Annotated in this window: 17 protein-coding genes; 7 read left to right on the top strand and 10 right to left on the bottom strand. The window is 66.0% G+C overall.

Annotated elements, in window-relative coordinates; translation table 11 throughout:
* Positions 1-22 precede the first annotated feature (22 nt).
* The gene (locus tag WD430_RS12105) at positions 23-1,090 is read left to right on the top strand and encodes an mRNA surveillance protein pelota (protein WP_339102703.1); all 1,068 of its coding nucleotides are present in this window, start codon (positions 23-25) and stop codon (positions 1,088-1,090) included.
* Between the two features lie 16 nt (positions 1,091-1,106).
* Here WD430_RS12105 and WD430_RS12100 read toward each other — a convergent pair whose 3' ends face one another.
* The 4 genes from WD430_RS12100 to WD430_RS12085 form a co-directional block, all read right to left on the bottom strand.
* Positions 1,107-3,335: a glycoside hydrolase family 3 C-terminal domain-containing protein gene (locus tag WD430_RS12100; protein ID WP_339102702.1), complete on the bottom strand. Its 2,229-nt coding sequence runs from the start codon at positions 3,333-3,335 to the stop codon at positions 1,107-1,109.
* Positions 3,336-3,673: 338 nt separating this feature from the next.
* Positions 3,674-4,435: a helix-turn-helix domain-containing protein gene (locus WD430_RS12095; RefSeq protein ID WP_339102701.1), complete on the bottom strand. Its 762-nt coding sequence runs from the start codon at positions 4,433-4,435 to the stop codon at positions 3,674-3,676.
* Positions 4,432-7,467: an MMPL family transporter gene (locus WD430_RS12090; RefSeq protein ID WP_339102700.1), complete on the bottom strand. Its 3,036-nt coding sequence runs from the start codon at positions 7,465-7,467 to the stop codon at positions 4,432-4,434. The genes WD430_RS12095 and WD430_RS12090 overlap by 4 nt, the downstream gene beginning before the upstream one ends.
* Before the next feature lie 216 nt (positions 7,468-7,683).
* Complete coding sequence (locus WD430_RS12085) at positions 7,684-8,418, bottom strand: MBL fold metallo-hydrolase (protein ID WP_339102699.1); 735 nt, start codon at positions 8,416-8,418, stop codon at positions 7,684-7,686.
* 122 nt (positions 8,419-8,540) lie between these two features.
* Between WD430_RS12085 and WD430_RS12080 the strand changes: the two genes are divergently transcribed.
* Positions 8,541-9,620 (top strand): zinc-dependent alcohol dehydrogenase family protein, encoded by a 1,080-nt coding sequence (locus WD430_RS12080; RefSeq protein ID WP_339102698.1) that lies wholly within the window; start codon positions 8,541-8,543, stop codon positions 9,618-9,620.
* A 32-nt stretch (positions 9,621-9,652) separates the two neighbouring features.
* On the opposite strand, the gene WD430_RS12075 is transcribed toward WD430_RS12080, so the two are convergent.
* A complete protein-coding gene (locus WD430_RS12075) occupies positions 9,653-10,582 on the bottom strand; it encodes a hypothetical protein (protein ID WP_339102697.1) in 930 nt (309 codons plus the stop codon).
* Between the two features lie 247 nt (positions 10,583-10,829).
* Between WD430_RS12075 and WD430_RS12070 the strand changes: the two genes are divergently transcribed.
* Positions 10,830-13,598 (top strand): ATP-dependent helicase, encoded by a 2,769-nt coding sequence (locus WD430_RS12070; protein ID WP_339102696.1) that lies wholly within the window; start codon positions 10,830-10,832, stop codon positions 13,596-13,598.
* A gap of 562 nt (positions 13,599-14,160) precedes the next feature.
* Entirely contained in the window at positions 14,161-15,030 is an 870-nt protein-coding gene (locus WD430_RS12065; RefSeq protein WP_339102695.1) for an amidohydrolase family protein, read from the top strand.
* A 513-nt stretch (positions 15,031-15,543) separates the two neighbouring features.
* Here WD430_RS12065 and WD430_RS12060 read toward each other — a convergent pair.
* From WD430_RS12060 to WD430_RS12045, 4 genes are all read right to left on the bottom strand, one after another.
* The gene (locus WD430_RS12060) at positions 15,544-16,311 is read right to left on the bottom strand and encodes an IclR family transcriptional regulator (RefSeq protein ID WP_339102694.1); all 768 of its coding nucleotides are present in this window, start codon (positions 16,309-16,311) and stop codon (positions 15,544-15,546) included.
* Positions 16,312-16,450: 139 nt separating this feature from the next.
* Entirely contained in the window at positions 16,451-17,050 is a 600-nt protein-coding gene (locus tag WD430_RS12055; RefSeq protein ID WP_339102693.1) for an HD domain-containing protein, read from the bottom strand.
* Between the two features lie 4 nt (positions 17,051-17,054).
* Positions 17,055-17,816: an EthD domain-containing protein gene (locus WD430_RS12050; RefSeq protein WP_339102692.1), complete on the bottom strand. Its 762-nt coding sequence runs from the start codon at positions 17,814-17,816 to the stop codon at positions 17,055-17,057.
* A 105-nt stretch (positions 17,817-17,921) separates the two neighbouring features.
* Positions 17,922-18,389, bottom strand: coding sequence for a VOC family protein (locus WD430_RS12045; protein WP_339102691.1), 468 nt, complete (start codon positions 18,387-18,389; stop codon positions 17,922-17,924).
* Between the two features lie 118 nt (positions 18,390-18,507).
* Between WD430_RS12045 and WD430_RS12040 the strand changes: the two genes are divergently transcribed.
* From WD430_RS12040 to WD430_RS12030, 3 genes are all read left to right on the top strand, one after another.
* The gene (locus WD430_RS12040; protein WP_339102690.1) at positions 18,508-18,831 is read left to right on the top strand and encodes an EthD family reductase; all 324 of its coding nucleotides are present in this window, start codon (positions 18,508-18,510) and stop codon (positions 18,829-18,831) included.
* Positions 18,828-20,525: a thiamine pyrophosphate-binding protein gene (locus WD430_RS12035; protein ID WP_339102689.1), complete on the top strand. Its 1,698-nt coding sequence runs from the start codon at positions 18,828-18,830 to the stop codon at positions 20,523-20,525. Before WD430_RS12040 ends, WD430_RS12035 begins: the two co-directional genes overlap by 4 nt.
* An 83-nt stretch (positions 20,526-20,608) precedes the next feature.
* Entirely contained in the window at positions 20,609-21,574 is a 966-nt protein-coding gene (locus WD430_RS12030; protein WP_339102688.1) for an NAD(P)-dependent oxidoreductase, read from the top strand.
* 23 nt (positions 21,575-21,597) lie between these two features.
* Here the strand turns inward: WD430_RS12030 and WD430_RS12025 are convergent, their stop codons facing one another.
* The gene (locus WD430_RS12025) at positions 21,598-21,789 is read right to left on the bottom strand and encodes a hypothetical protein (protein ID WP_339102687.1); all 192 of its coding nucleotides are present in this window, start codon (positions 21,787-21,789) and stop codon (positions 21,598-21,600) included.
* Between the last annotated feature and the right edge of the window lie 88 nt (positions 21,790-21,877).

Here is a 21,877-nt window from a genome sequence, read left to right as displayed (position 1 = left end):
CCACCCACGCGAAGCCACGCCCATGCAGATCAAAGACCGGGAGCACGTCGAGGGCGGACGCGAACGGGTGACCGTCGTCCCCGAGAGCGTCGACGACCTCTGGCACCTCCAGTACGTCCTCGAGCCCGGCGACCGCGTCGCGGGCGATACGACTCGACGGATCCAGCGCAACGACGACCAGATGCGCGACACCGGCGGCGAGCGCGAGCACATGTGGGTCGCTATCGCCGTCGAGGACGTCGAGTTCCACAAGTTCGCCAATCGACTGCGGGTCGGCGGCGAGATCGTCGCCTGCTCGCGGGAGGACCAGCTGGGCTTTCACCACACGCTGAACGTCGAGGAACGCGACGAGCTCTCGATCGAGAAGCGCTTCAAACCGGACCAAGAGGCCCGCCTCGAGGAGGCCGAGGAGGCCACCGAGAACCCGGACGTCGCCATCGCCACCGTCGAGGAAGGGCAGGCCCACGTCCACACGGTCGCCCAGTACGGCACCGAGGAGCGGGCGACGATCACCGGGACGACGGGGAAAGGCGAGTACGCCCGCGGGCGCTCGGAGCTGTTCGACGAACTCGCGACGGTCCTGAAGCGACAGGACGCGGACGCGATCATCCTCGCCGGGCCCGGCTTCACGAAGCAGGACGCCTACAAGCACATCGAGCAGAACGAATCCGAACTCACCGAGAAGATCACGATGGTCGACACGGCCAGCGTCGGGGACCGGGGCGTCCACGAGGTGCTCAAGCGCGGCGCCGTCGCCGACGTGCAACAGGAGACCCGCATCGAGAGCGAGGCCGAGTACATCGACGAACTCACGCGCCGCATGGCCGAGGGCGCGAAAGCGGCCTACGGTCCCGACCAGGTGAAGAAGGCCGCCGAGTTCGGCGCGATCGAGCACCTGCTCGTCCTCGACGATCGATTACAGAAGGAACGCGGCCCCGACGGCGAGTGGGAGTTGAGCGTCGACGAAATCGTCCGCACGACCGAACAGAAGGGCGGCGAGGTGACGGTCTTCTCGAGCGAGTTCCCGCCCGGTCAGCAGCTGTCGAACCTCGGCGGCATCGCGGCGCTGCTACGGTATCGACTCGAGTGAGTCCGCCGTCGGTCGGCTAGCCGTCGCGCTCCGGCGGCTTCGCTGCCACCTCGAAACACTCCTGCAGTCGGATATCGCCGGCGGAGCGTCCGACGCGGACCGCGAACGGACCGGGTTCGAGCGTCCACTCGCCCGCGTCCTCGTCGTAGAACGCGAGGTCGTCCGCGTCGATCTGGATCGTCACCGCGCGCCGCTGGCCCGGTTTCAACCGGACCTTCTCGAAGCCCGCGAGTTCCTTCGGCGGTCGATCGACGCTCGCCTCGCGGTCCTCGACGTAGGCCTGGACGACCTCGGCACCCTCGCGGTCGCCGACGTTCTCGACGTGAACGACGACGTTCACCGTCCCGTCGGGATCGACGCGACCGGGGTTTACCCGCAGGTTCGAGTACTCGAACTCGGTGTAGGACTCGCCGTGGCCGAACGGGAACAGCGGCTCGATGTCGTGTTCGTCGAAGTAGCGGTAGCCGACGAAGATTCCCTCCGTGTAGTCGGCGACCGGGTAGCCGTCGCCGCGGTCGGTGCCGGGATACTCCGATTCCTCGGTGGCCGGATAGTCGGCCTCGCGCTCCGCGAACGTGATCGGGAGCTTTCCGGACGGGGTCGCATCGCCGAACAGCAGCGAGGCCGTGGCGGTCCCGTCCTCTTGGCCGGGGAACCACGACTGGAGCACACTGGGGACGCAATCGATCCACGGCATGATCGTCGGCGCACCGGTGTTCAGGACGACTACGGTGCGGTCGTTCGCCCCGGCGACGCGCTCGATCAGCTCCGCCTGGTTGCCCGGGAGGTCGAGGTGTTCCTGATCGTCGCCCTCGGTCGCCGGTCGGTCGACGAACACCAGCGCGACGTCCGTCTCCTCGGCAGCGGCGGCGGCCTCGTCGATGTCGACAACGGCGTCGTCTCCGTCGGCACCCACGTGCTCGACGCTCGCGTCGTCGCCGACTCGTTCCCGAACGCCCTCGAGGGGGCTGACGGCGTAGGACGGGACGACCTGCGAACTGCCGCCACCGCCGGTCGTCGCTTCGTCGGCCGCGCGACCGACGACCGCGATCGAGTCGATCGCTCCCGCGTCGATCGGCAGCACCTCCGCCTCGTTCTTCAGCAGGACGGACCCCTCCGTGGCGAGCTGTCGGGCGAGGGCCCGGTGTTCGGGCGTGTCGATCGCACCCGGGTCCCGGTCGCCCTCGAGTTGCCCGAACCGGGCTCGAGTGGCGAGAATCCTGGTGACCATCTCGTCGATCGTCGCCTCGCTGACCTCGCCGTCCTCGACCGCCTGCCGAAGGTCGTCGCCGAAGTACTCGCCCGAGTACGGATCGCCGAAGCCCCCGCCGCCGGGCATCTCGAGGTCGAGGCCCGCGTTCGCCGAGGGAGCCGCGCTCTGGGTCGCCCACCAGTCGGAGACGACGTAGCCGTCGAACTCCCACTCCTCTTTCAGGATATCGGTCAGGAGACGGTGGTGCTCGCTGGCGTACGTCCCGTTGACCCGGTTGTACGCCGACATGACCGAGCCGACCTCGGCCTCCTCGACGGCGGCTCTGAACGCCGGCAGATAGATCTCGCGTAGCGGTCGGTCGTCGATATTCGCGCTGACGGTGTGTCGGTTCCCTTCCCAGTTGTTGACCGCATAGTGTTTGACCGTCGCGATGACGTCTTCGGACTGGACGCCCTCGATGATCTCGACCGCTGCGCGCGACGTGAGGTGGGGATCCTCGCCGAAGTACTCGAAGGTCCGCCCGCCCTGCGGAACGCGAGTGATGTTGACCCCGGGTGCGAGCATGACGTCCATATCCCAGCGGTCGGACTTCGCTTCCGCTCCGAGCGCGACGCCGAACCGGCGGAGCAGGTCCGTGTTCCACGTCGACGCCTGCGATATCGGCGCGGGAAAGGCGGTGGCCTCTCGCTCCGGTGGCGGGGCGACACCGGCGGGACCGTCGATCATCTCGAACGACGGAATCCCGAGGCGCTCGATCGGCTGTACGTACCCGGTCGCGACCTGCTCGCCGTCGACCTGTTCGGAGAACCCTTCTCCCTGGACTAACTGGAGTTTCTCCTCGAGGGTCAACTCGTCGACGAGCGCCGTGATATCGTCTCCGCCTCCGTCTCCGTCGTCGCTCGTCCCGAGACCGGTCGCCGAGAGCCCCAGTGCGGCCACTGAGGCGATACTTCCCGCTCGTAACACCGATCGACGCGGATAGTCGATCGGATCGGCTTCGTCATCATCGTCGGTTCGGTTGTTCCGTGCCATTGATCGGCACTGTGGGATTTACTATCGTGATAAATATTATCTCACTCCCGAATCACGGTGGGCGAACGCCCACAATCCATAAATATAATAAATATTATACATAATAATCGATTGTAAGTGGAAATCTCGATCGATCATAGATCTATCGGACGATATCCTGCATTTACAATAATTCGAGTGAAAAATTGGTGCCGCGGCGTGGAACGGGACGAAACGAGAGAGAGAGCGGCGAAGGTTCCGGAGTTCCCCCGGGCCAGCAGCCGTCGAATCTCGACGAGATCGCGGCGCTGGTACGGTATCGACTCGAGTAGCGGCGAAAACCGAGCGCCGGCGTGACGTTACTCGGGGTCGTGTCGCAGTTCGTCGCTGGCGTCGATCAACTGGATCAACACGGAGGCGAACAGCGATCCCGAACTCCAGATCGCCGTTTCGCTCCCGTCGTCGTCGACCACGCTCAACAGGATCCCGTCGTCGTCGGCGATGACGATGCGTCCCGATCGCTGGTCGCCCTCTCGATAGGCTGGCGGCGTCTCGACGTCGACGCCGTCGACGGCGTCGAGTCGCTCCCGGATCTCGTCGGTCCGACTGATCGCGATCACCGAGACGCCGGCCGCGGCGCGTTCCTCGAGGGTCCGGACGATCGATTCCGTGAGCAGTTCCGGGAGCCGCATCCCGATGACGATCTTCTCGGTCGCCCCCGAGAGGAGGTCGACGGCGCGGTCGTCGACGCGCTCGCGGCTCCGAACGGTCCAGATGTCCTCCTGGGTCTCCTCGCTCGTCGCCTCCTGTTTGACCGCGTCGACGTAGTCGAACGCCCGTTCCCGTTCGCGTTCGAACCGGTCCTCGAGGGTCTGTTGGGCCTCCTCGATGCTCACCGGCCGATAGCGGATCGGGTTCGACTGCTGGATCTCGAGCAGCCCCCGGTTCTCCAGACTCTCGGCGACGCTGTACACCTGCGAGCGGGGCACGTCGGTCACGTCGGCGACGTCGCGCGCCGCGCCGGACCCCAGCCGGTGTAAGGCGATGAAGACCTTGGCCTCGTAGCTGGTGAGTCCGAGGCGCTCGAACGCGTCGACGGCCTCACTCTCGTCGGTCGTCACTCCTCTCCCTCCGAATCGTCTCCGTCTCTCGCGTCGGTCGCCACGTCCGTTTCGGTCTCGCGGCCGCCGTCGCTCGCGGTCGCCGTTCCGGCGGGCGATCCCGGCGCGTCGAACGAGACGTCGGGACCGAAGTACCGCGTCCACAGCACCAGCAGCGACGGCAGGACGATGACGCTGGCGAGGAACGCGTAGGTGATCGTCAGCCCGGTGATGATCCCGAACTGGCGCAGCGCAGGCAGGATGGCGAAGGCGAGCGTCCCGAAGCCGCCGACGGTCGTCGCCGCGCTGCCGAGCAGCGCGCCGCCGGTGCCGGTGACGGTCGTCCGCAGCGCCGCCCAGACGTTGCCCTGGCGCTCGAGCTCGAGCGTGTAGCGGTCGCTGACGTGGATGCTGTAGGCGACGCCGAGCCCGATCGTGAGGCTCGTGATCATCCCCGTGAGCACGTTGAAGGGCATGCCGATGAGGTACATCGTCCCCAGGATCCAGCTGACGGTGAACGCGACCGGCAGCAGGGTCACGGCGCCCAGCGCCGCGCTGTCGCCGGTCAGCCAGTAGGCGGCCGACAGGAAGACGAACACGGCCACGAGCGTGATCAGCAGGCTCTCGAGGACGGTGTTCAGCAGGTCCTGCTCGACGATGTGGCTGACGATCGGATCGCCGGTCGCGATGGCGGTCCAGCGGCCGTCGCTGTCGTCTTCGATGTCGTCGGCGAACGTGCGCATCTCGCTGGTCGTGTCGGCGGCGCTGGCGCCGCCCTCGATCCCGATGACCATCCGTGCAGCGTCGTACTCGCCGTCGTCGGTCCGGTGGAGGACCTGACTCGCGGCCTCCTCGTCGGTCTCGAACAGCTGGTCGTACAGCGCCGAGACGTTCTCGTCGGGGACGCCGTCGCCGTCGGTGTCGGCCGCCCGGAACGACTCGTTGAACGACTCGTTCTGCGCGGCGACGGACTCCATCGTCGACAGCGGATCCCGCACGTCGGCGTCGCCGTTCGCCATCGTGTAGACGACGTCGCTCTCCGCGGCGTCGTCGCGCGTCTCGTTGATCGCCGCGAGCAGTTCGGGGTCGTCGACGCCGCCGCCGTCGCTCTCGACGAGGATCTGGGCCTGGCTGTCCTCGCGCTGGAAGTGCTGGTTGACGAAGTCGAGATCGTCCTTGGCCTGGTACTCGCCGGGGCTCATCCCGCCCGGCAGGTTATCGGTCCACGCCGGCGGGCTCTCCGCGAGGAAGTCCTCCTCCTGGAAGCTGGTGTCGACCTGCGTCGCGCCGTAGACCCCGCCTACCGAGAGCAGGACGACGAGGACGAGGACGACCAGCGGCGCCTTCCGGGCGGCCGTCGAGCCGACTGTCAGCACCTCGCTGAAGCGACCGCCGCCGGTCCCGAACGCGCGCTTGCGCCGGTCGAAGCCGCGCGACTCGAGGAACTCGTCGAGTTCGACCTTCATCGCGGGGATCAGCGCGCCGAAGATGATCAGCGCGGCGACGATCCCGACGGAGCTGACGATCCCGAACTCCCGAATGGGGCCGATCGGACTGACGAGGTTCGAGAGGAAGCCGATGACGGTCGTCGCCGTCACCCAGAGGAGCGCGGCGCCGACGCCGGCCAGCGCGATCTTCATCGAGCCGCGGACGGACCCGGTCCGTCCGTCTTCCTCGCGTTGCTCTCGATGACGCATGAAGACGTGGATCGCGTAGTCGATCGAGAGCCCGATCAACAGGACCGGCACCGCGACGAACATCTGGTTGAACGCGATATCGGCCCAGCCCATGAAGCCGAACGTCCAGACGAGCACCGCGACGATGCCGACGACGCCCAGCACGATGTCGATCAGGTCCCGGTAAGCGATCAGCAGGGCGACGACGACGAACAGCAGGGCGAACGGACCGACGATGGCGAGGCTGTCGCCCATCGAACGGTCGATCTCGTCGGTGATGACTCCGCCCCCGAAGACGATGTAGTCCTCGTCCTGGGCGTTCGCGAGGTCGCGGATCTCGAGTTGGCTCTCGACGATTCGATCGCTGATCGCACCGCCGCCCATCCCGCCGCCCGTCGTCTCACTCGCGGTCGCCTGCGTCACCGACGTCATCCGCGTCTCGGCCTCGGTACTGCCCGGTTCGTAGGAGGAGGGCATCAGCGCGAGCGCGACGTTCTCCCCGCTACCGTCGTCCGAGAGCGTCTGCACGAGGACCCGCTCGTACGCCTCGTCGTCGAGGCTCTCGAGGGCCGCGATCTGCTCCTCGAGCGGGACGGTACCCTCCTGTAGCTGCGCGTATTCGGCTTCGAAGATCCCGGTCGTCGCACCGAGGCGAATCTGCTCGAGGTTCGCGGTCAGATTCCGGTACTCCTCGCTCGCCTCGTAGTCGTCGGTCTGCTGTTCGATCTCCCAGCGGCCGGACTCGACCTCTCGAGCCTGCTGGACCAACTCCTCGTACTCGGCGGCCTGCTGGTCGTCGAGTTCAGCCGTTTCGGCCGACTGTTCGATCGTGGCGTTGATCTCGGCTTCGGTCTCGGCGGCCGCCTCCTCGTCGCCGGCGGCGGTCTCGTTCAGGTACTCGCGCTGCAGCGTCAGCGTGTCGTTGAGTCCGCTCTCGAGCACCGCCTCTCGTTCGGCGAGATCGCCGCTGATCGCGGTGAACGCGACGAGGTTCTCGACGCCGGTGATCGACCGGTTCTCCGCCAGCGTCTCGTTGATCGACTCGTCGGTTCGGAGCTCCTGTTGGAACTCGAGCGACGAGACCAGCGACTCCTGCGTGAGGACGTTGTCGCCGTTACCGCGGACGATCACCTGAACGCTGGTCGTGTTCTCGTCGCCCTCCGTCGCGAAGTAGGGGTCGATCCCGCCCTCGGAGTTGCCCTGGATGCGCTCGAGGGCCTTCGCCTCCTCGGACTCGCTCTCGAACTGATCGAGCGACGAGGATTGTTCGACCATCGGCATTCCGGCGCCGACGGCCGCCGTCAGGAGCAGGAGTACAGCGATGACGATCAGCGAGTGACTCGTCACCGCGTCTGCGATCCTATCCGGCACGCTCATCCGATCTCGCCTCCGAAATCAACCGTTTCGACTCTGGCGACCATTCTGTTGTTATGATCCTACAAACTTGGGCCATATACCAGTTCGGATGTTCCTGTCAGGATGTGAAAGAATCGCAAATCCGACCGCGAAGCCGTGTCGCCGGTTGACCGCGATTCGCCTGCAGTACCGTCCGCTCGCGGGCGATCGGCCGCTCACTCGCGAGCGATCAGTCGCTCACTCGATCGTGATCGTCTTCAGGTCCTCGGCGAACCGGACGTCGCCGTCGTAGCGGGCGCCGATCGACTCGAGCATCTCGTCGTGGCGACCGTCCGTGTGCGGATAGAGGTGGGTCAGGTAGACGCGGCCGATCTCGTGGCCGGCCAGCGCCTCGCCGAGCGTCCCCGGCGTGGGGTGGTTCGAGACGTCGACGTCGTCGGGGAACGAACAGTCGTGGGCCAGAATGGCCGAGCCGTCGGCGAAGTTCGCCAACCCCGGGAAGGCCTCGCTGTCGCCGCTGAAGGTGAACAGATCGCCGAACCGGTAGGCGAGACAGGGCAGCGAGTGGCGCGTCTCGTAGGCCGAGACGTCGAACCCCGCGACGGAGAACTCGCCGGCGACGACCTCCCGCACCTGCAGGTCGAGTTTGCCCTGCATGTACTCGTGGACGGAGAGGAGGTCGTCGAGCAGGGCCTTCGTCCCCTGTGGCCCGACGACCTCGAGGTGCTCCTCGCCGGCGAGCCAGCGGGCCTTCATCAGCGGGAGCAGGTCGGCGACGTGGTCGAGGTGGTGGTGCGTGAGGAGCACGCTCGAGACGTTCTCGTAGCCGACGCCGGACTGCTGGAGGCGGTGGAGGACGCCCGATCCGCAATCGATCAGCAGGGTTCGGCCGTCGTTCTGGACGAGGATCCCCGTCTGGAACCGCTCGCCGGTCGGCATCGCGCTGCCGCTTCCGAGAAAGGTGACGCGCATGCTGGACTCTCGCACGCCCTGACCGATAAGCATAGTCTTGTCCGCTCGCCCCGGTAGGCGGGGAGCCCGCTGGCGGACCGCATGTCGGAGCCATTACCTCCCCCGCACTCGTTGGCGGCGGTATGCGCGCTGCTGTGCTCGAGGCCTACGGCGAACCGCTGTCGATCGAGTCGGTCGATCCGCCCGAACTCGCACCCCACGGCGTCGTCGTCGACGTCGAGGCCTGCGGCATCTGCCGGAGCGACTGGCACGCCTGGCGGGGCCACGGCGAGTGGGCCGACGATCAGGTACCGCTCGGACAGATTCTGGGCCACGAACCCGCGGGCCGAGTCGCGCGGGTCGGCGACGACGTCGACGCGCTCGCGGTCGGGGACCGCGTCGCCGTCCCGTTCAACCTCGGCGAGGGGTCGTGCTACCAGTGTCGCAACGGCCACGGCAACGTCTGCGAGGACGGCTACGCGCTCGGCTTCGAGTCGAGCGTTCCCGGCGCGTTCGCCGAACAGGTCCACGTCCCCCACGCCGAGTTCAATGTCACGACGCTGCCCGACGGGGTCGCCCCGGAAGCGGTCGCCGCGCTGGGCTGTCGGTACGTCACGGCGTTCCACGCGCTCGCACACCGGGCCGACATCGACGCGGGCGACTGGGTCGCCGTCCACGGCTGCGGCGGCCTCGGCCTCGCGGCCGTCCAGATCGCGACCGCGCTGGGCGGACGGGTGATCGCCGTCGACGTCCGCGAGGAACCGCTCGGGATGGCCGCCGACCTCGGCGCCGAGGAGACGATCGACGCGTCGGCCCTCGAGGACGGAGGCGGAGCGGCGGACGTCCCGTCCGCGATCGAGTCGATCACCGACGGCGGAGCCCACGTCTCCGTCGACGCGCTCGGCCGCGCCGAGACCTGCCGCAACAGCGTCGACTGCCTCCGCATTCGCGGGACGCACGTTCAGATCGGGCTGACGACCAGCGCCGAGGAGGGGGAGGTCTCGCTGCCGATGGACGAGCTGACCCGCTGGGACGTCACCGTCGTCGGCTCCCGCGGGATGCCGCCCTCGCGGTACGACGAGCTCCTTCGAATGATCGAAGGCGACCGTCTCGAGCCCAAGAAACTGGTCACGCGGCGCGTGGGACTCGAGGACGTCTCGGATCGGCTCGCCGCGATGAGCGACTACGAGACCCGCGGCGTGGAAGTCGTGACGGAGCTGTAACCGACGGAGTGCCGAACGCGATCCGATCGGCGCTATCGACCCCGTTCCGATCTGTCCGCTCTGGCCTGCTCGTTCGTGACTCGGTCCTCGCGAGTGAAGAGGAACCGATCGTACTCCGCCGCGTACGACCCTAGCAGCGGCTCGCCGGCGGACGTGTCGATCCCGATGGTCCGAGACGTCGCCGCTGTCGCGTACTCGTCCGCGGCGACGTTCGGATCGTAGGCGGCGAACGTCACGTCGGTGTCGCCCTCGTCGTACTCGTAGCAGAGCACGTAGTGGCCCTCGACGACGTTTTCACCGGTAATGGTCACCCCTGCTGACCCGTACTCGTCGATCGCGTCGCGGAGCGTGCGCGCCTGCGACCGGTAGTCGATCCGTTCCGGGCGGAGAAGCGGCCACCGCTGCACCCACGAGTTGACATCGGTGAACTGGCTTCGATGAAACCGTTCGATATCGTCCCGCACGGGCGTCGCGGAGCGGTCGACCGGCACGTCGATCCGGGTTATCTCGCTGGCCGAGTCCCGGGCGACGGGAACGGCGGTCGGTACTTCGGCGTACCACTGCGCGACTGCGGCCATGCCGTAGCAGTACCCCTTCGTCCCGAACAACCAGTCGGCGTTCGAGAGGAGCCGATCGACGATCGCGCCGATCCCCGACCGCAGCGCGCCGTCCAGCGAGAGCCCGCCCCAGTCGAGAAGCGACGGGTTCACGACCGACGTCAAACGGTCCCGAAGGTCGCTCCGGGAGATGAACTCGCTCGGCGACGGCGACTCGGGGGGCGTCGCGTAGTTATCGAACCCGAATCCGTCGACGGCCGGGTCGAACGCAATCGCGTCGGCGTCCGAATCGGACTCGGAATCCGACGCGAACGGACCGAACTCTCGCGCTGCGATCGACAGCGCGCCCGCGCCGGTCGAAAGCGAGAGCGCACCGAGCAGTCGACGCCGAGTCAGTCGAGTCATGGATATGGGTCGAGTATGGGCTGTCCGCAGTGGCGACTACGCGACTCGAGCGGCGGGACACGGCGACTAATCGGCTCGTCCAACTCCGCAGTTACGTGAGGACGACCGCACTTCTTCCGATTCGGTCTGTCGCCGATCGACAACATATATACGAGGCTTGCAACTGCCACGCCGCCCTCGTTCGAACGCATTCACTTTCACCCCGCTGTCCAAACCCTCTTACATACCGGCCCCGGAGACGACGGTAATGAGCGGGAACGAGCGCCTCGAGTTGCCGGTCTCCGACGCCGACCTCCCCTTCGATCCGGACGCCGCGACGATCGAGGACGGCGACGTCTTCAATCTCCTCGAGCCGGCGGTCCAGGAGTGGTGGCTCGAGGAGTTCGGCGAGTTCGTTCCCGAGAACGAGGGCTTCTTCACGCCGCCACAGCAGGGGGCGATCCCGAAGATCCATGAGGGAACGAACACGCTGGTCTGTGCGCCGACCGGGAGCGGGAAGACCATGTCGTCGTTCCTCTCGATCATCAACTACCTGTACAAGCTCGATCGCGACTCGAAAGACGGCCTCGAGAACTCCGTCTACTGTCTCTACGTCTCTCCCCTCAAATCGCTCGCGAACGACATCCACCGCAACCTCGAGGTGCCCCTCGAAGGGATCGAATCCGTCATTGCGGAACGGGACGACGGGGCGGAGATGGGCGAGATCCGCCATGCCATCCGCCATGGCGACACCTCCTCGAGCGACCGCCAGAAGATGCTCGAGGAGACGCCCCACATCCTGAACACGACGCCCGAGACGCTCGCGATTCTCCTCAATTCGCCGAAGTTCCGCGAGAAGCTCCGGACCGTCGAGTACGTCATCGTCGACGAGATCCACTCGCTGGCCTCCGGCAAGCGCGGCACCCACCTGTCGGTGAGCTTAGAGCGGCTCGAGGCGATGGTCGACCACGACATCACCCGGATCGGCTGTTCGGCGACGATCGAACCGCTCGAAGGGGTCGCGGAGTTTCTGGTTGGCCGAGAAGAGCCCGGCGGGCCGTCGCGAGACTACGAGATCGTCGACGCCCGCTTCGCCCGCGAGTTCGACATCGAACTCGAGTGTCCGACCGACGACCTGATTCACACGCCCCGCGAGGTCGTCCAGGAGCGGTTCTATCGGATGCTCCACGAGCACATTCAGGAACACACGAACACGCTCGTGTTCACGAACACCCGATCCGGTGCCGAACGGGTGTTGCACAACCTCCGCGAGGGGTTCGACGCCTACGACGAGGAGAACTCGGGCTGTCACCACGGCAGCCTCTCGAAGGAGGTCCGCCACGACGTCGAGGGGCGGCTGAAGGAGGGGAGCCTCGACGTGGTGACCTCCTCGACCTCACTGGAACTGGGGATCGACATGCCCCACGTCGATCTCGTGGTCCAGGTCGGCTCGCCCAAGTCCGTCGCGGCCTTGCTCCAGCGCGTCGGCCGCGCGGGCCACCGCGTCGGCCAAACGGTAACGGGTCGGGTGATCGCCCTCGACCGGGACGAACTCCTCGAGTGCGCCGTGATGTTGAAAAAGGCCGAAGAGGGGTTCGTCGACTCGGTCGCGATCCCCGAGAACGCCCAGGACGTCGCCGCCCAGCACGTCTACGGGATGGCGATCGCGGAGATCCGTCCCGAGTCGGAGGTGATCGGCACGCTGCGGCGGGCCTACCCCTACCGGAACTACACCGACGAGGAGTGGGAGTCGCTCGCCCGATACCTCACCGCGGACTACGCCGGGTTAGAGGAGAAGAACGTTTACGCGAAGATCTGGCGCGACGAGAACGATCCGCCCAGCGGCGAGCACCACCACGAGGAGTATCCCGTCGGCCAGCCGCTGATCGGCAAGCGCGGCCGACTCGCCCGCGTCATCTACATGACCAACATCGGGACGATCCCCGACTCCTTCACCTGTGACGTCTACACGCGCGCCGGCGACGAGTGGGTCGGACAGTTAGACGAGAACTACCTCGACACCTTGGAGAAGGGCGACGTCTTCGTCCTCGGCGGCGACCACTTCGAGTACAGCTACCGCCGCGGGTCGAAGGTCTACGTCGACCGCACGAGCGCGCGGCCGACCGTCCCCTCGTGGTACTCCGAGCGCCTGCCGCTCTCCTATGACCTCGGGCGGGAGATCCTCGAGTTCCAGGGCGCCCTCCTCGAGCGCTACGAGGAGGGCGGTCCCCCGCGGGTCCGCGCGTGGCTCCGGCAGTTCCCGCTCGACGACGACAGCGTCCGCGCGATCGCGCGCCTGTTCGAACACCAGATCCGCTACGCGGACGCCGAGAGCGTCAGCACGGAGGGCCGACTCGCGATCGAGGTCGTCCGGGACCGCGACGAGTACGAGCGCCACTACTACGTCCACTCCACCTACGGCCGCAAGTTCAACGACGGCCTCTCGCGACTCCTCGCGTACCGGTGCGCCCAGGAGGCGACCGCCAACGTTCGCGTCGCCGTCGCGGACAACGGGTTCGTCCTCTCGATGCCCCTCAACCGCAAGGTCGACATCGAGGGGATCGTCGACGACCTCGAGGCCGACGACGTGCGCGAGGACCTCCGGAACGCCCTCTCAGGCACCGATCTCCTCCAGCGGTACTTCCGGATCAACGCGACCCGCTCGCTGATGATCCTCAAACGCTACAAGGGCTACGAGAAGTCGGCGAGCGAACAGCAGGTCTCGAGCGAGATGCTGCTGGGCTTCGCGGAGGATCTCGACGACTTCGCGGTCATCGAGGAGACCTACCGCGAAATACTGGAGGACAAACTCAACGTCGCGGAAATCGAGGCGATCGTCGGCGACATCGCGGCCGGCGACCTCGAGATCGAACGACAGTTGCTCGACTCGCCGACGCCGCGGGCCTTCGGGCTGGCGACGCTGTCGGCCAGCGACGTCGTCCTCGCGGAGGACGAGAGCGCCGCCCTGCAGGCGTTCCACGAGCACGTCCTAGCGGAGATCGGCGAGGAGTCGCTTCGCGGACTCTCCACGGACTAGGCGCTCGAGACGCGAGTCTCCCGAGCAGGCTCGTGGACTCTCTCGACGCGCTCGAGCGCGTCGGTTCTCTCGCACTCGATATCGGAATCACCGACCCCCGCCACGTGTCCGGAGATATATAAGTGAATTGAACGATTAGCGGTCGGTCCCCTTCGATATGGTTCTCCAACAGCATACTGTCCGCGGTTACTACCAGATAGTCTTCTATGACATTCTACAAATATATAGATATATTGTCTACTGTGCCGTAGGTATGGGGGACACGGTATATAGGGTCCAATGATCTCGAAATCGTCAGATAGAGATGACCGGCGACATTATCACATCTAACATCCGTCAGAAGAGATAAGCCGTCTAAAAGCAGTATATGGTCCCTCTAGCGTCGCTATATGAATTACTGGATGGGTTCTCCCAAACATATAATCGAGATGTTTGGACTAAATATCTATATTTTATCCGATAATCATCGTTGTCGAGTAGATCGTCGACTGCCGGTACCGATGTTCGAGCGCGTTCGTCTTTCGTGGGAAAATACATATGCCGTCCTCACGTCGGTCGTGGTATGGGTTCTCCCACGGTACTCGAGGAGTCGCGCGCGATCGACACGCACGCTCACCAGCCGACGAGCGAGTTCCTCCACGACGCGGGCGGACAGATGATGAGAGACGCGGCCGATCGGTTCGGTGCCGACCTCGAGCCGGACACGTACGAAAACATGATCGCGGAGTATCGGGAGGCCGGGGTCGGCCGAGCCGTGTTGCTCGGCTGGGACGCGGAAACGAACACGGGCAATCCGCCCGTGCCGAACGACTACGTCGCCGAGGTCCGTGACGAGTATTCCGACTTCTTCATCGGGTTCGGCTCCGTCGATCCGCTCAAAGACGATTGCGTCGAGGAGGCGATCCGCTGCGTCGAGGATCTGGATCTCTCCGGATTCAAGTTCCAGCAGATCGCCCAGGGGTTCGACCCGTCCGATCCCGAGTACGAGGAGTTGTGGGACACCATCGAGGACCTCGGGGTTCCAGTCGTCTTTCACGGAGGCAACTCTACTCTCGGCGCGTGTTCACCGGGCGGTCGCGGCCTGAAGATCAAGTACGGCAACCCGATGTTGATCGACGACGTGGCGGCCGACCACCCGGACCTCCGGATTCTCATCGCACATCCCGCCTACCCCTGGGAGAAAGAACAGCTCGCGATTTGCCAGCAGAAGGGCAACGTCTACATGGATCTCTCGGGGTGGATGCCGAGATACATCGACGAACAGGTGCTGCAGTACGCCAAGTCCCTCCTCGCGGACAAGGTGATGTTCGGGACCGACTACCCGATGCTCGAACCGCAACCGTGGCTCGAGCAGTTCGCCGCCCTCGATTTCGACGAGGAAACCCAGCGGAAAATCCTCTGGGAGAACGCAGAAGCGTTCCTCGATCTGTAGTCCGTCAGCCGTCCGCAACCGTCGATCCGCGCGGTCTGGTCGCCCCCAGTCGGATTGCCGCCCGTCGATCAGTGTCCGTCGAGCGAGTCGCTCGGGTCTCGGGGAACCGACTTCTCCTCCCCTCCCCCGTTCGAATTACGGAAACGACCGTCGTCACGAACGCGGCCAACTGAATTACAGTAGTACCCTTGTAATCAATTGCCTCTTACACCGATATATTACATCGGCACCGCTGTAAGTACAGACCGGATTGGCCCGAGGGACGAACAACGGAATCCCGGAACGAGCGCTCGAGACGCCGGATATCAAGGGAATCGGTTCTCCAGAGTGATGCGCGCCGAATACCGTTCGAAAGATTCGAACTCGGTGGCGGTCACTCGGCGACGAACCGGCGGAGAGCACGAGTTCGTCGGTGAGACGAGTCGGTGTGTTCGGTGAGAGGAGGCAGAAACGAGTTCAGTGACGAGCAGGTGAGAGTAAGCGCTGCTACGAGCAGGCGCGACGGTGGGAACGCTACGAGTGAGCGAGGTTGATCTCCACTTCGTTGGTCGCCCCGAGCAGGAGGTTGGGGAGTTCCTCGGTCATCAGGTCACCGCGGAGTCGGTTCGCGGGGCCGGCGACGCTGATCGCGCCGATGGCCGTTCCCGACTCGTTTCTGATGGGGGCGCCGACGGCGTGGACGCCGATGACCGACTCCTCGCGATTGAACGCGTATCCCCTGTCGCGGATCGTCGCGAGCTGGTCGTAGAGCGCGTCGCGCTCGGTGATCGTCTGGTCGGTCTGTGCGGCGAGGCCGTAGTCCTCGAGGATCGACTCGATGCGGTCGTCGGGCAGGTTCGCGAGGATGGCTTTACCGGCGGCGAACTGGTGGAGATACGTCCGCTGTCCGATCCGCGCGTGGGTCTTGACGGAGTGTCGTCCTTCGGCGCCGTAGATGTGGACGCCCATCCCGTGCTCTTCGATCACGCACCAGACCTTCTCGTTGGTCTCCGCGGCGAGTTCGTCGACTTTGGGCCTGACGACGTCGTACAACCGGTGGCGGTTGCGCACGTGAATGCCGTAGTCGAGGAACCACGTACTGATGCGGTAGACGTCGCCCTCCCGGACGAGCAGCCCCCGCGACTCGAGCGTTTTCACGTGTCGGTGAACCGTACTCTTCGCGAGGGCGAGTTCGTCGGCGATGTCGGTGATCCCGGCACCGTCGTTGCGTTTGAGCACGTCGACGATGTCGAAGGCCGTCTCGACGGTTTCGACCGACCTGTGTTGTGATTCGCTTGCCATGCGTTCACAATCGTGACGGATTGGCAAAAAGTTGTTCCCGCTGTTCGAACGCCTCTCGGTTTCGTTCGCGGAGTTCGAACGCGGGTTCGCCGGATCGAACCGAGAGACCGGCGAACCCGCGCCGGCGACGGTCGAACGACTACGAGGTCTGGGAGTACTCCTCGACCCACTCCTGGAGCGTGATTCCCATCGTCGCCTGCGTGATGGCGTTCGACGACGCGGAGTTCGCGCTCTTGACGAGTTCGGCCTCGAGCGTGCGCGTGGGGACCTCGCCGAGGAAGTGCGGGATCGCGCGTTGCACGGCGAGCGGACAGCCGACCTCGTGGGCGAGGGCGTACCCCGAGATGGAGTGGGGGATCTCCTCGCTGACGTATCGCGGATCGGGATCGGCGAGCAGGTCGTCGTCCACGAAGTCGGGATACTCGTAGCACTTGCCGACGTCGTGGAGGAGACACGCGGCGACGATCACGTCGATGTCGGGATCGGCGCCGTGGAACTCCCGCTGTTCGCGGGCGGTCTCGAGCGCGATGCGCGCGACGCCGCGAACGTGTTCGACGTTCGTGACGTCGTGGATGTTCCAGGCGTACGGGATGTCTTCGATCCGCCGCCAGCCGCCGCGCTCTAACCCGAGGACCCACGCCTCGACGACGCGGTCCCGCAGGTCGGCGTCGTCGATGTGCTCGAGTTCGGGAAACGCGTCGCGGACCTGACTCTCGAAGTCGCGGTCGGTGGTAGACATGCGATCACTCCGCAGCCTTGACGAGGCGCTCGCGGCCGATGAACCGGGGCCGCTCGTCGATCGCGAGGAAGTTGTCGACGTCCTCGCGGGCCTCCTTCGCCTTCCCTTTCTCGGGGTCGTAGTCGCGCGAGCCCTCGCTGCCGAGCGCGTCGTACAGTTTCTCGAGGTCTTCGAAGTAGAGTTCGGCGACGCCGTCGAACTCGGCGTTCTCGGGATCGGTCGGGAGGACCGTGTTGTACTTCACGACGCCCTCGATCTCGCGGGCGATCGGCGTGTGATTCTCCTGCCAGTAGTCGACGAACTCCTCGTGGCTCATCCCGTCTTGGCGGACCAGGAACGCGGAGTGTTTGTACAGACCGTCGGTGTCACCGGACTTCGTCCGGTTGCTCGTGGAGCTACGCTCCACGCTGTCGCCGTCGATCTCGTCCTTCTGGACGATCTCCTCGCCGATGAACCGCGGTCGCTCCTCGATCGCGAGGAAGTTGTCGACGTCCTCGCGAGCCTCCTTCGCCTTCCCTTTCTCGGGGTCGTAGTCGCGCGAGCCCTCGCTGCCGAGCGCGTCGTGGAGCGCCTCGAGGTCCTCGAAGTACAGTTCCGCCAGGCCGTCGAACTCGGCGTGGTCCGGTTCAGTCGGCAACACCTGCTGATAGCGCACGACGCCCTCGATCTCGCGGGCGATCGGCGTGTGATTCTCCTGCCAGTAGTCGACGAACTCCTCGTGGGACATCCCGTCCTTACGGACCAGTAACGCGACGTGTTTGTACATCACGACTGTGTTTTCCGCACAGTACAATAAATGGAGAGGGCTGTGACCGCCCCGCACGCCGTCGTGGTCCGAAAACCCCGACGCCGACCGTCCGACGCAGCGGTGTCAGAGAGGCTCGCCGCGGACGAACAGCCGCCGACCCGCCTCGCGGGTCTCCGCGTACCCGTCGTAGTACTCCATGAGCTGGAGCAACGCGCCCGTCGGGTTCGACGGCGCCACGAACGCTTCGCCCCAGTGTTCGAATTCGGCGTAATCGGCGACCGGAACGCCGCGTGCGTCGAGGACGTCGGCTGCGCGCTCCAGGTCGGCGACCTCGAGCGTGACGTGGTGGAGGCCGGGGCCGCGTCGCTCGAGGAAGTCGGTCAGGAACGATTCCGAACCGTCCTCGGGAGCGATGAGTTCGAGCCGGGAGGCGTCGCCGAGGACGTACGTCGCCCATGTGAACGCACCGTACTCGCTCGCCTCCTCGTGGATCTTCTCGCAACCGAGGACGAACAACAGTTCTTCGGCGTCGCCGATCGATTCGACGGCGATCCCGACGTGATCGACGCGCATCGCTGGCATCTCGGGCATACAATGGAGACCGCGGTCGACGCACATAGTTTTTCGGTTCGTGTTGACAGTCACCGTGATCGAAGGGAACATACCGCACCGATAGAACAAAGTCGCCGGGTGGCAACAGTGTGGATGCATGATAACATTGGTCGAGTTTCTCGTCCGGGACGTCGAGTACAGCCACGACGAGTTCGTCGAACGGTGGCAGGGCGACCACGCCGAGATGGCCCGCGAACTCCCCGGATTGGAACGGTACAGCACGTCGGTACCGACGAACCCCGACGACGCGGAGTACGACGGCGTCCTCGAGCTCGCGTTCGAGGACGGACGGGCCATGAACGAGGCGTTCGAGTCGGACGTCGGTCGGGAGGTCATGGACGACGCCGCGGAGTTCACCGACCCCGGCGCGGGGCCGCGAATGGTCGTCGAAGAGACCGTGCACGTGGACGCCGACGAATGACGACGACCGCGTCCGCACTCGTCGAGACGCTCGAGGACCTCGACGTCGAGTACGTCTTCGGCTATCCGGGTGGCCGAGTCATCGAACTGCTCGAGCACCTCCCCGAATCGGCGGTGGACCTCGTCAGACCGCGAGACGAGCGCGAGGCGAGCGTCATGGCGGAGACCTACGGCCGGCTCACGGGGCGGCCGGGCGTTCTCGCCGGACAGGGACCGTGGATCGGCAGTCTCGGGATGATCGGTCAGATGGAGGCGCGGCTGTCGTCGTCGCCGATGGTCGTGCTCACCGAGGCCTCCGAACGCGGCGAGTACTCGACGCTGGCGCCGTACCAGCAAGCCCGCGGGGATTACGGCGGGTTCAGCCTCCCCTCGATCCTCGACGGGGTCTCCAAGGAGTGGTGGTTTCCGCGCACGCCGGTCGAAACGCTGCGCTCGACGCAGCTGGCGTTCAAACACGCCGTCGCCGGTCGTCCCGGTCCGACCGCGGTCATCCTGGACGGCGACGCGATCACCGACGACGTGCCCGACGATCCGACGCCGCCCGCGTGGGACGCGTCCGAGCAGACGCGGACCTGGGACGCCGCGCCGACCGCGAGCGACGTCGCGGCGGCCGCGGAGGCGCTCGAGGCCGCCGAACGCCCGGTGATCGTCGCGGGCAACGGCGTCCACGCCGCGCAGGCCTACGACGAACTCGCGGCGGTCGCCGAGGCGTACGACTGCGTCGTCGTTACCTCCTATCTCGGCAAATCGACCTATCCCGAGACCGACGACCGCGCCGCCGGCGTCATGGGGTCGTTCGGACACGAGGGCGCGAATCGGGTCGTCAGCGAGGCCGATACGTTGCTCGTCGTCGGCTGCCGGCTGAACCCGATGGACACGAACTGGCAGGCCCCCGAGTTCATCCGTCCCGACGAGCAGACGATCGTCCACGCGGACGTCGATACCCGCAACGCCGGCTGGGTCTACCCCGCCGACGTGGGTCTCGTCGGCGACGCGAAGGAGAGCCTCGCCGCGCTCGCGGACGCCGGCGAGGCGTCGAACGACTGGGCGATAGAGCGGGCGGCCGAGGCGAGAGAGTGGTTCGCCGCGCCCGAGTGCGAGGACGACTCGAGCCCGATCAAGCCCCAGCGCGCCGTCGCGGAGATCGAAGCGGTCGTCGACGAGGACACCGTCGTCACCGCCGACTCCGGGAACAACCGGTTCTGGCTGCTGTACTACCTGCAGACCCCGGCCGTCCGCACCTACTTCGGCAGCGGCGGCGTCGGCGGAATGGGTTGGGCGAACCCGGCCGCGGTGTCCGCGGCCCTGACCACCGGGAAGGACGTCGTCGCGGTCGCCGGCGACGGCGGGTTCTCGATGACGATGAACAGCGTCGAGACCGCCGTCGAATACGGCGTCGCGCCCACGTTCGTCGTCCTCAACGACACCAGCCTCGGGATGGTCCGACAGATGCAGGGCGAGGACGGCGACATCGCCGGCGTCGAGTTCCACGACACGGACTTCGTGAAAGCCGCCGAAGCCTTCGGCGCCGTCGGGACGCGCGCGACCGATCCCGAGGCGTTCGCCGCGGCGCTCGAGGACGGTAAGGCGGCGGACGTCCCCCACGTCATCGACGTGCGAATCGACCGCGAGGAGGACATGGCCGCCACGTTGGCCTCCTCGTTCTACGAATCGGTCGGCGGGCTCCACGAGTGACGAGCGATGCGCGACGACGGGATCCGCGGGCGGCTGAGAACGATCACCAACCTATACGTGACCCAGCGACACACTATCCACACATGACAGACGACGCTACCGTACTGGTAACCGGCGGAACCGGCTTCATCGGTTCCTACGTGGTACAGGACCTGCTCGAACACGGACACGACGTCGTCGCGTACGACCTCTCGACGGACACGGAGATCCTCGAGCAACTCGGCGTCGCCGACGACGTCGAGGTTCGGCGCGGCGACGTCTCCGAGTCGACCGACGTGATCCGCGCGGTCAAGGAGACCGGGGCGACCCACATCGTCCACCTCGCGGCGCTGCTGACGACGACGGCGCGCGAGAACCCCCGCGCGGCGGCCGACGTGAACGTCATGGGGACGAACAACGTCTTCGAGGCGGCGTGCACGCTGGACGATCAGATCGAGCGCGTCGCGTGGGCGTCCTCGGCGGCGGTCTACGCCCCACCGGGCAACTACGACGCGGAGTGGGTCGACGAGGACGAACTCGTCTATCCGGACACGCTCTACGGCGCGACCAAGGAGTACAACGAACATCAGGCCCGGGTCTATCACGAGGACTACGGTCTCGACCACGTCGCGCTCCGCCCGACCGTCGCCTACGGTCCCTACCGCGAAACGGGGGGGTCGGCGTTCCTCGCGAACATCATCGAGAAACCCGCCCTCGGAGAGTCCTACAGCGTCGAGTACGGCGACCAAGCGATCGACTGGCAGCACGTCGAGGACATCGCCCAGGCGTTCCGGAAGGCGGCGTTCACGCCCGAAGACGACCTGTCGCAGCGAGTGTACAACGTCCGCGGCGTGCTCGCGACGGTCCGCGAAGCCGCCGAGACCGTCGAATCGATCCTGCCCGACGCCGACGTCGACGTCTCGGACGACGGCGAACTCCCCTGGACGCAGAACCTCGACATGACGACGGCACAGGAGGACCTCGGGTACGAGGTCCAGTACGACCTCGAGTCGGGGTTCCGAAAGTACATCAACGTCTTGCGCGAGGAAGCGGGCCTCGACCCGGTCTGACCCGCCGTATTCGGCGGTTCGACTCAGTCCGAGCCCTCCCCGCGCTCGCGGACCCGCTCGATTTCCTCCTCGTCGAGGAGGTCCATCAGGTTCTCGTCGCCGGCTCGGTAGCGCTCGAGTTCCGATTCGGTCAGCTTGCTCTCGATCTCGTCGTCTCCGAGGCGCGACTCGAGCATCTCGTCGATATCTTCCGGATCGTAGCCGGGTATTGGCATGTGGGAACACAGTACGTCGACGACCTTATAGACGGGTGTCCCTCGCCGATCACCGCCAGCGGTACGATTTAGTGAATCCCTGTGATAC

The sequence above is a fragment of the Haloterrigena sp. KLK7 genome (assembly GCF_037914945.1).
Lineage (GTDB): Archaea > Halobacteriota > Halobacteria > Halobacteriales > Natrialbaceae > Haloterrigena > Haloterrigena salinisoli.
The sequence above is the reverse complement of the archived record's forward strand: the minus strand, read 5'-3'. Positions and strand labels throughout refer to the sequence as shown.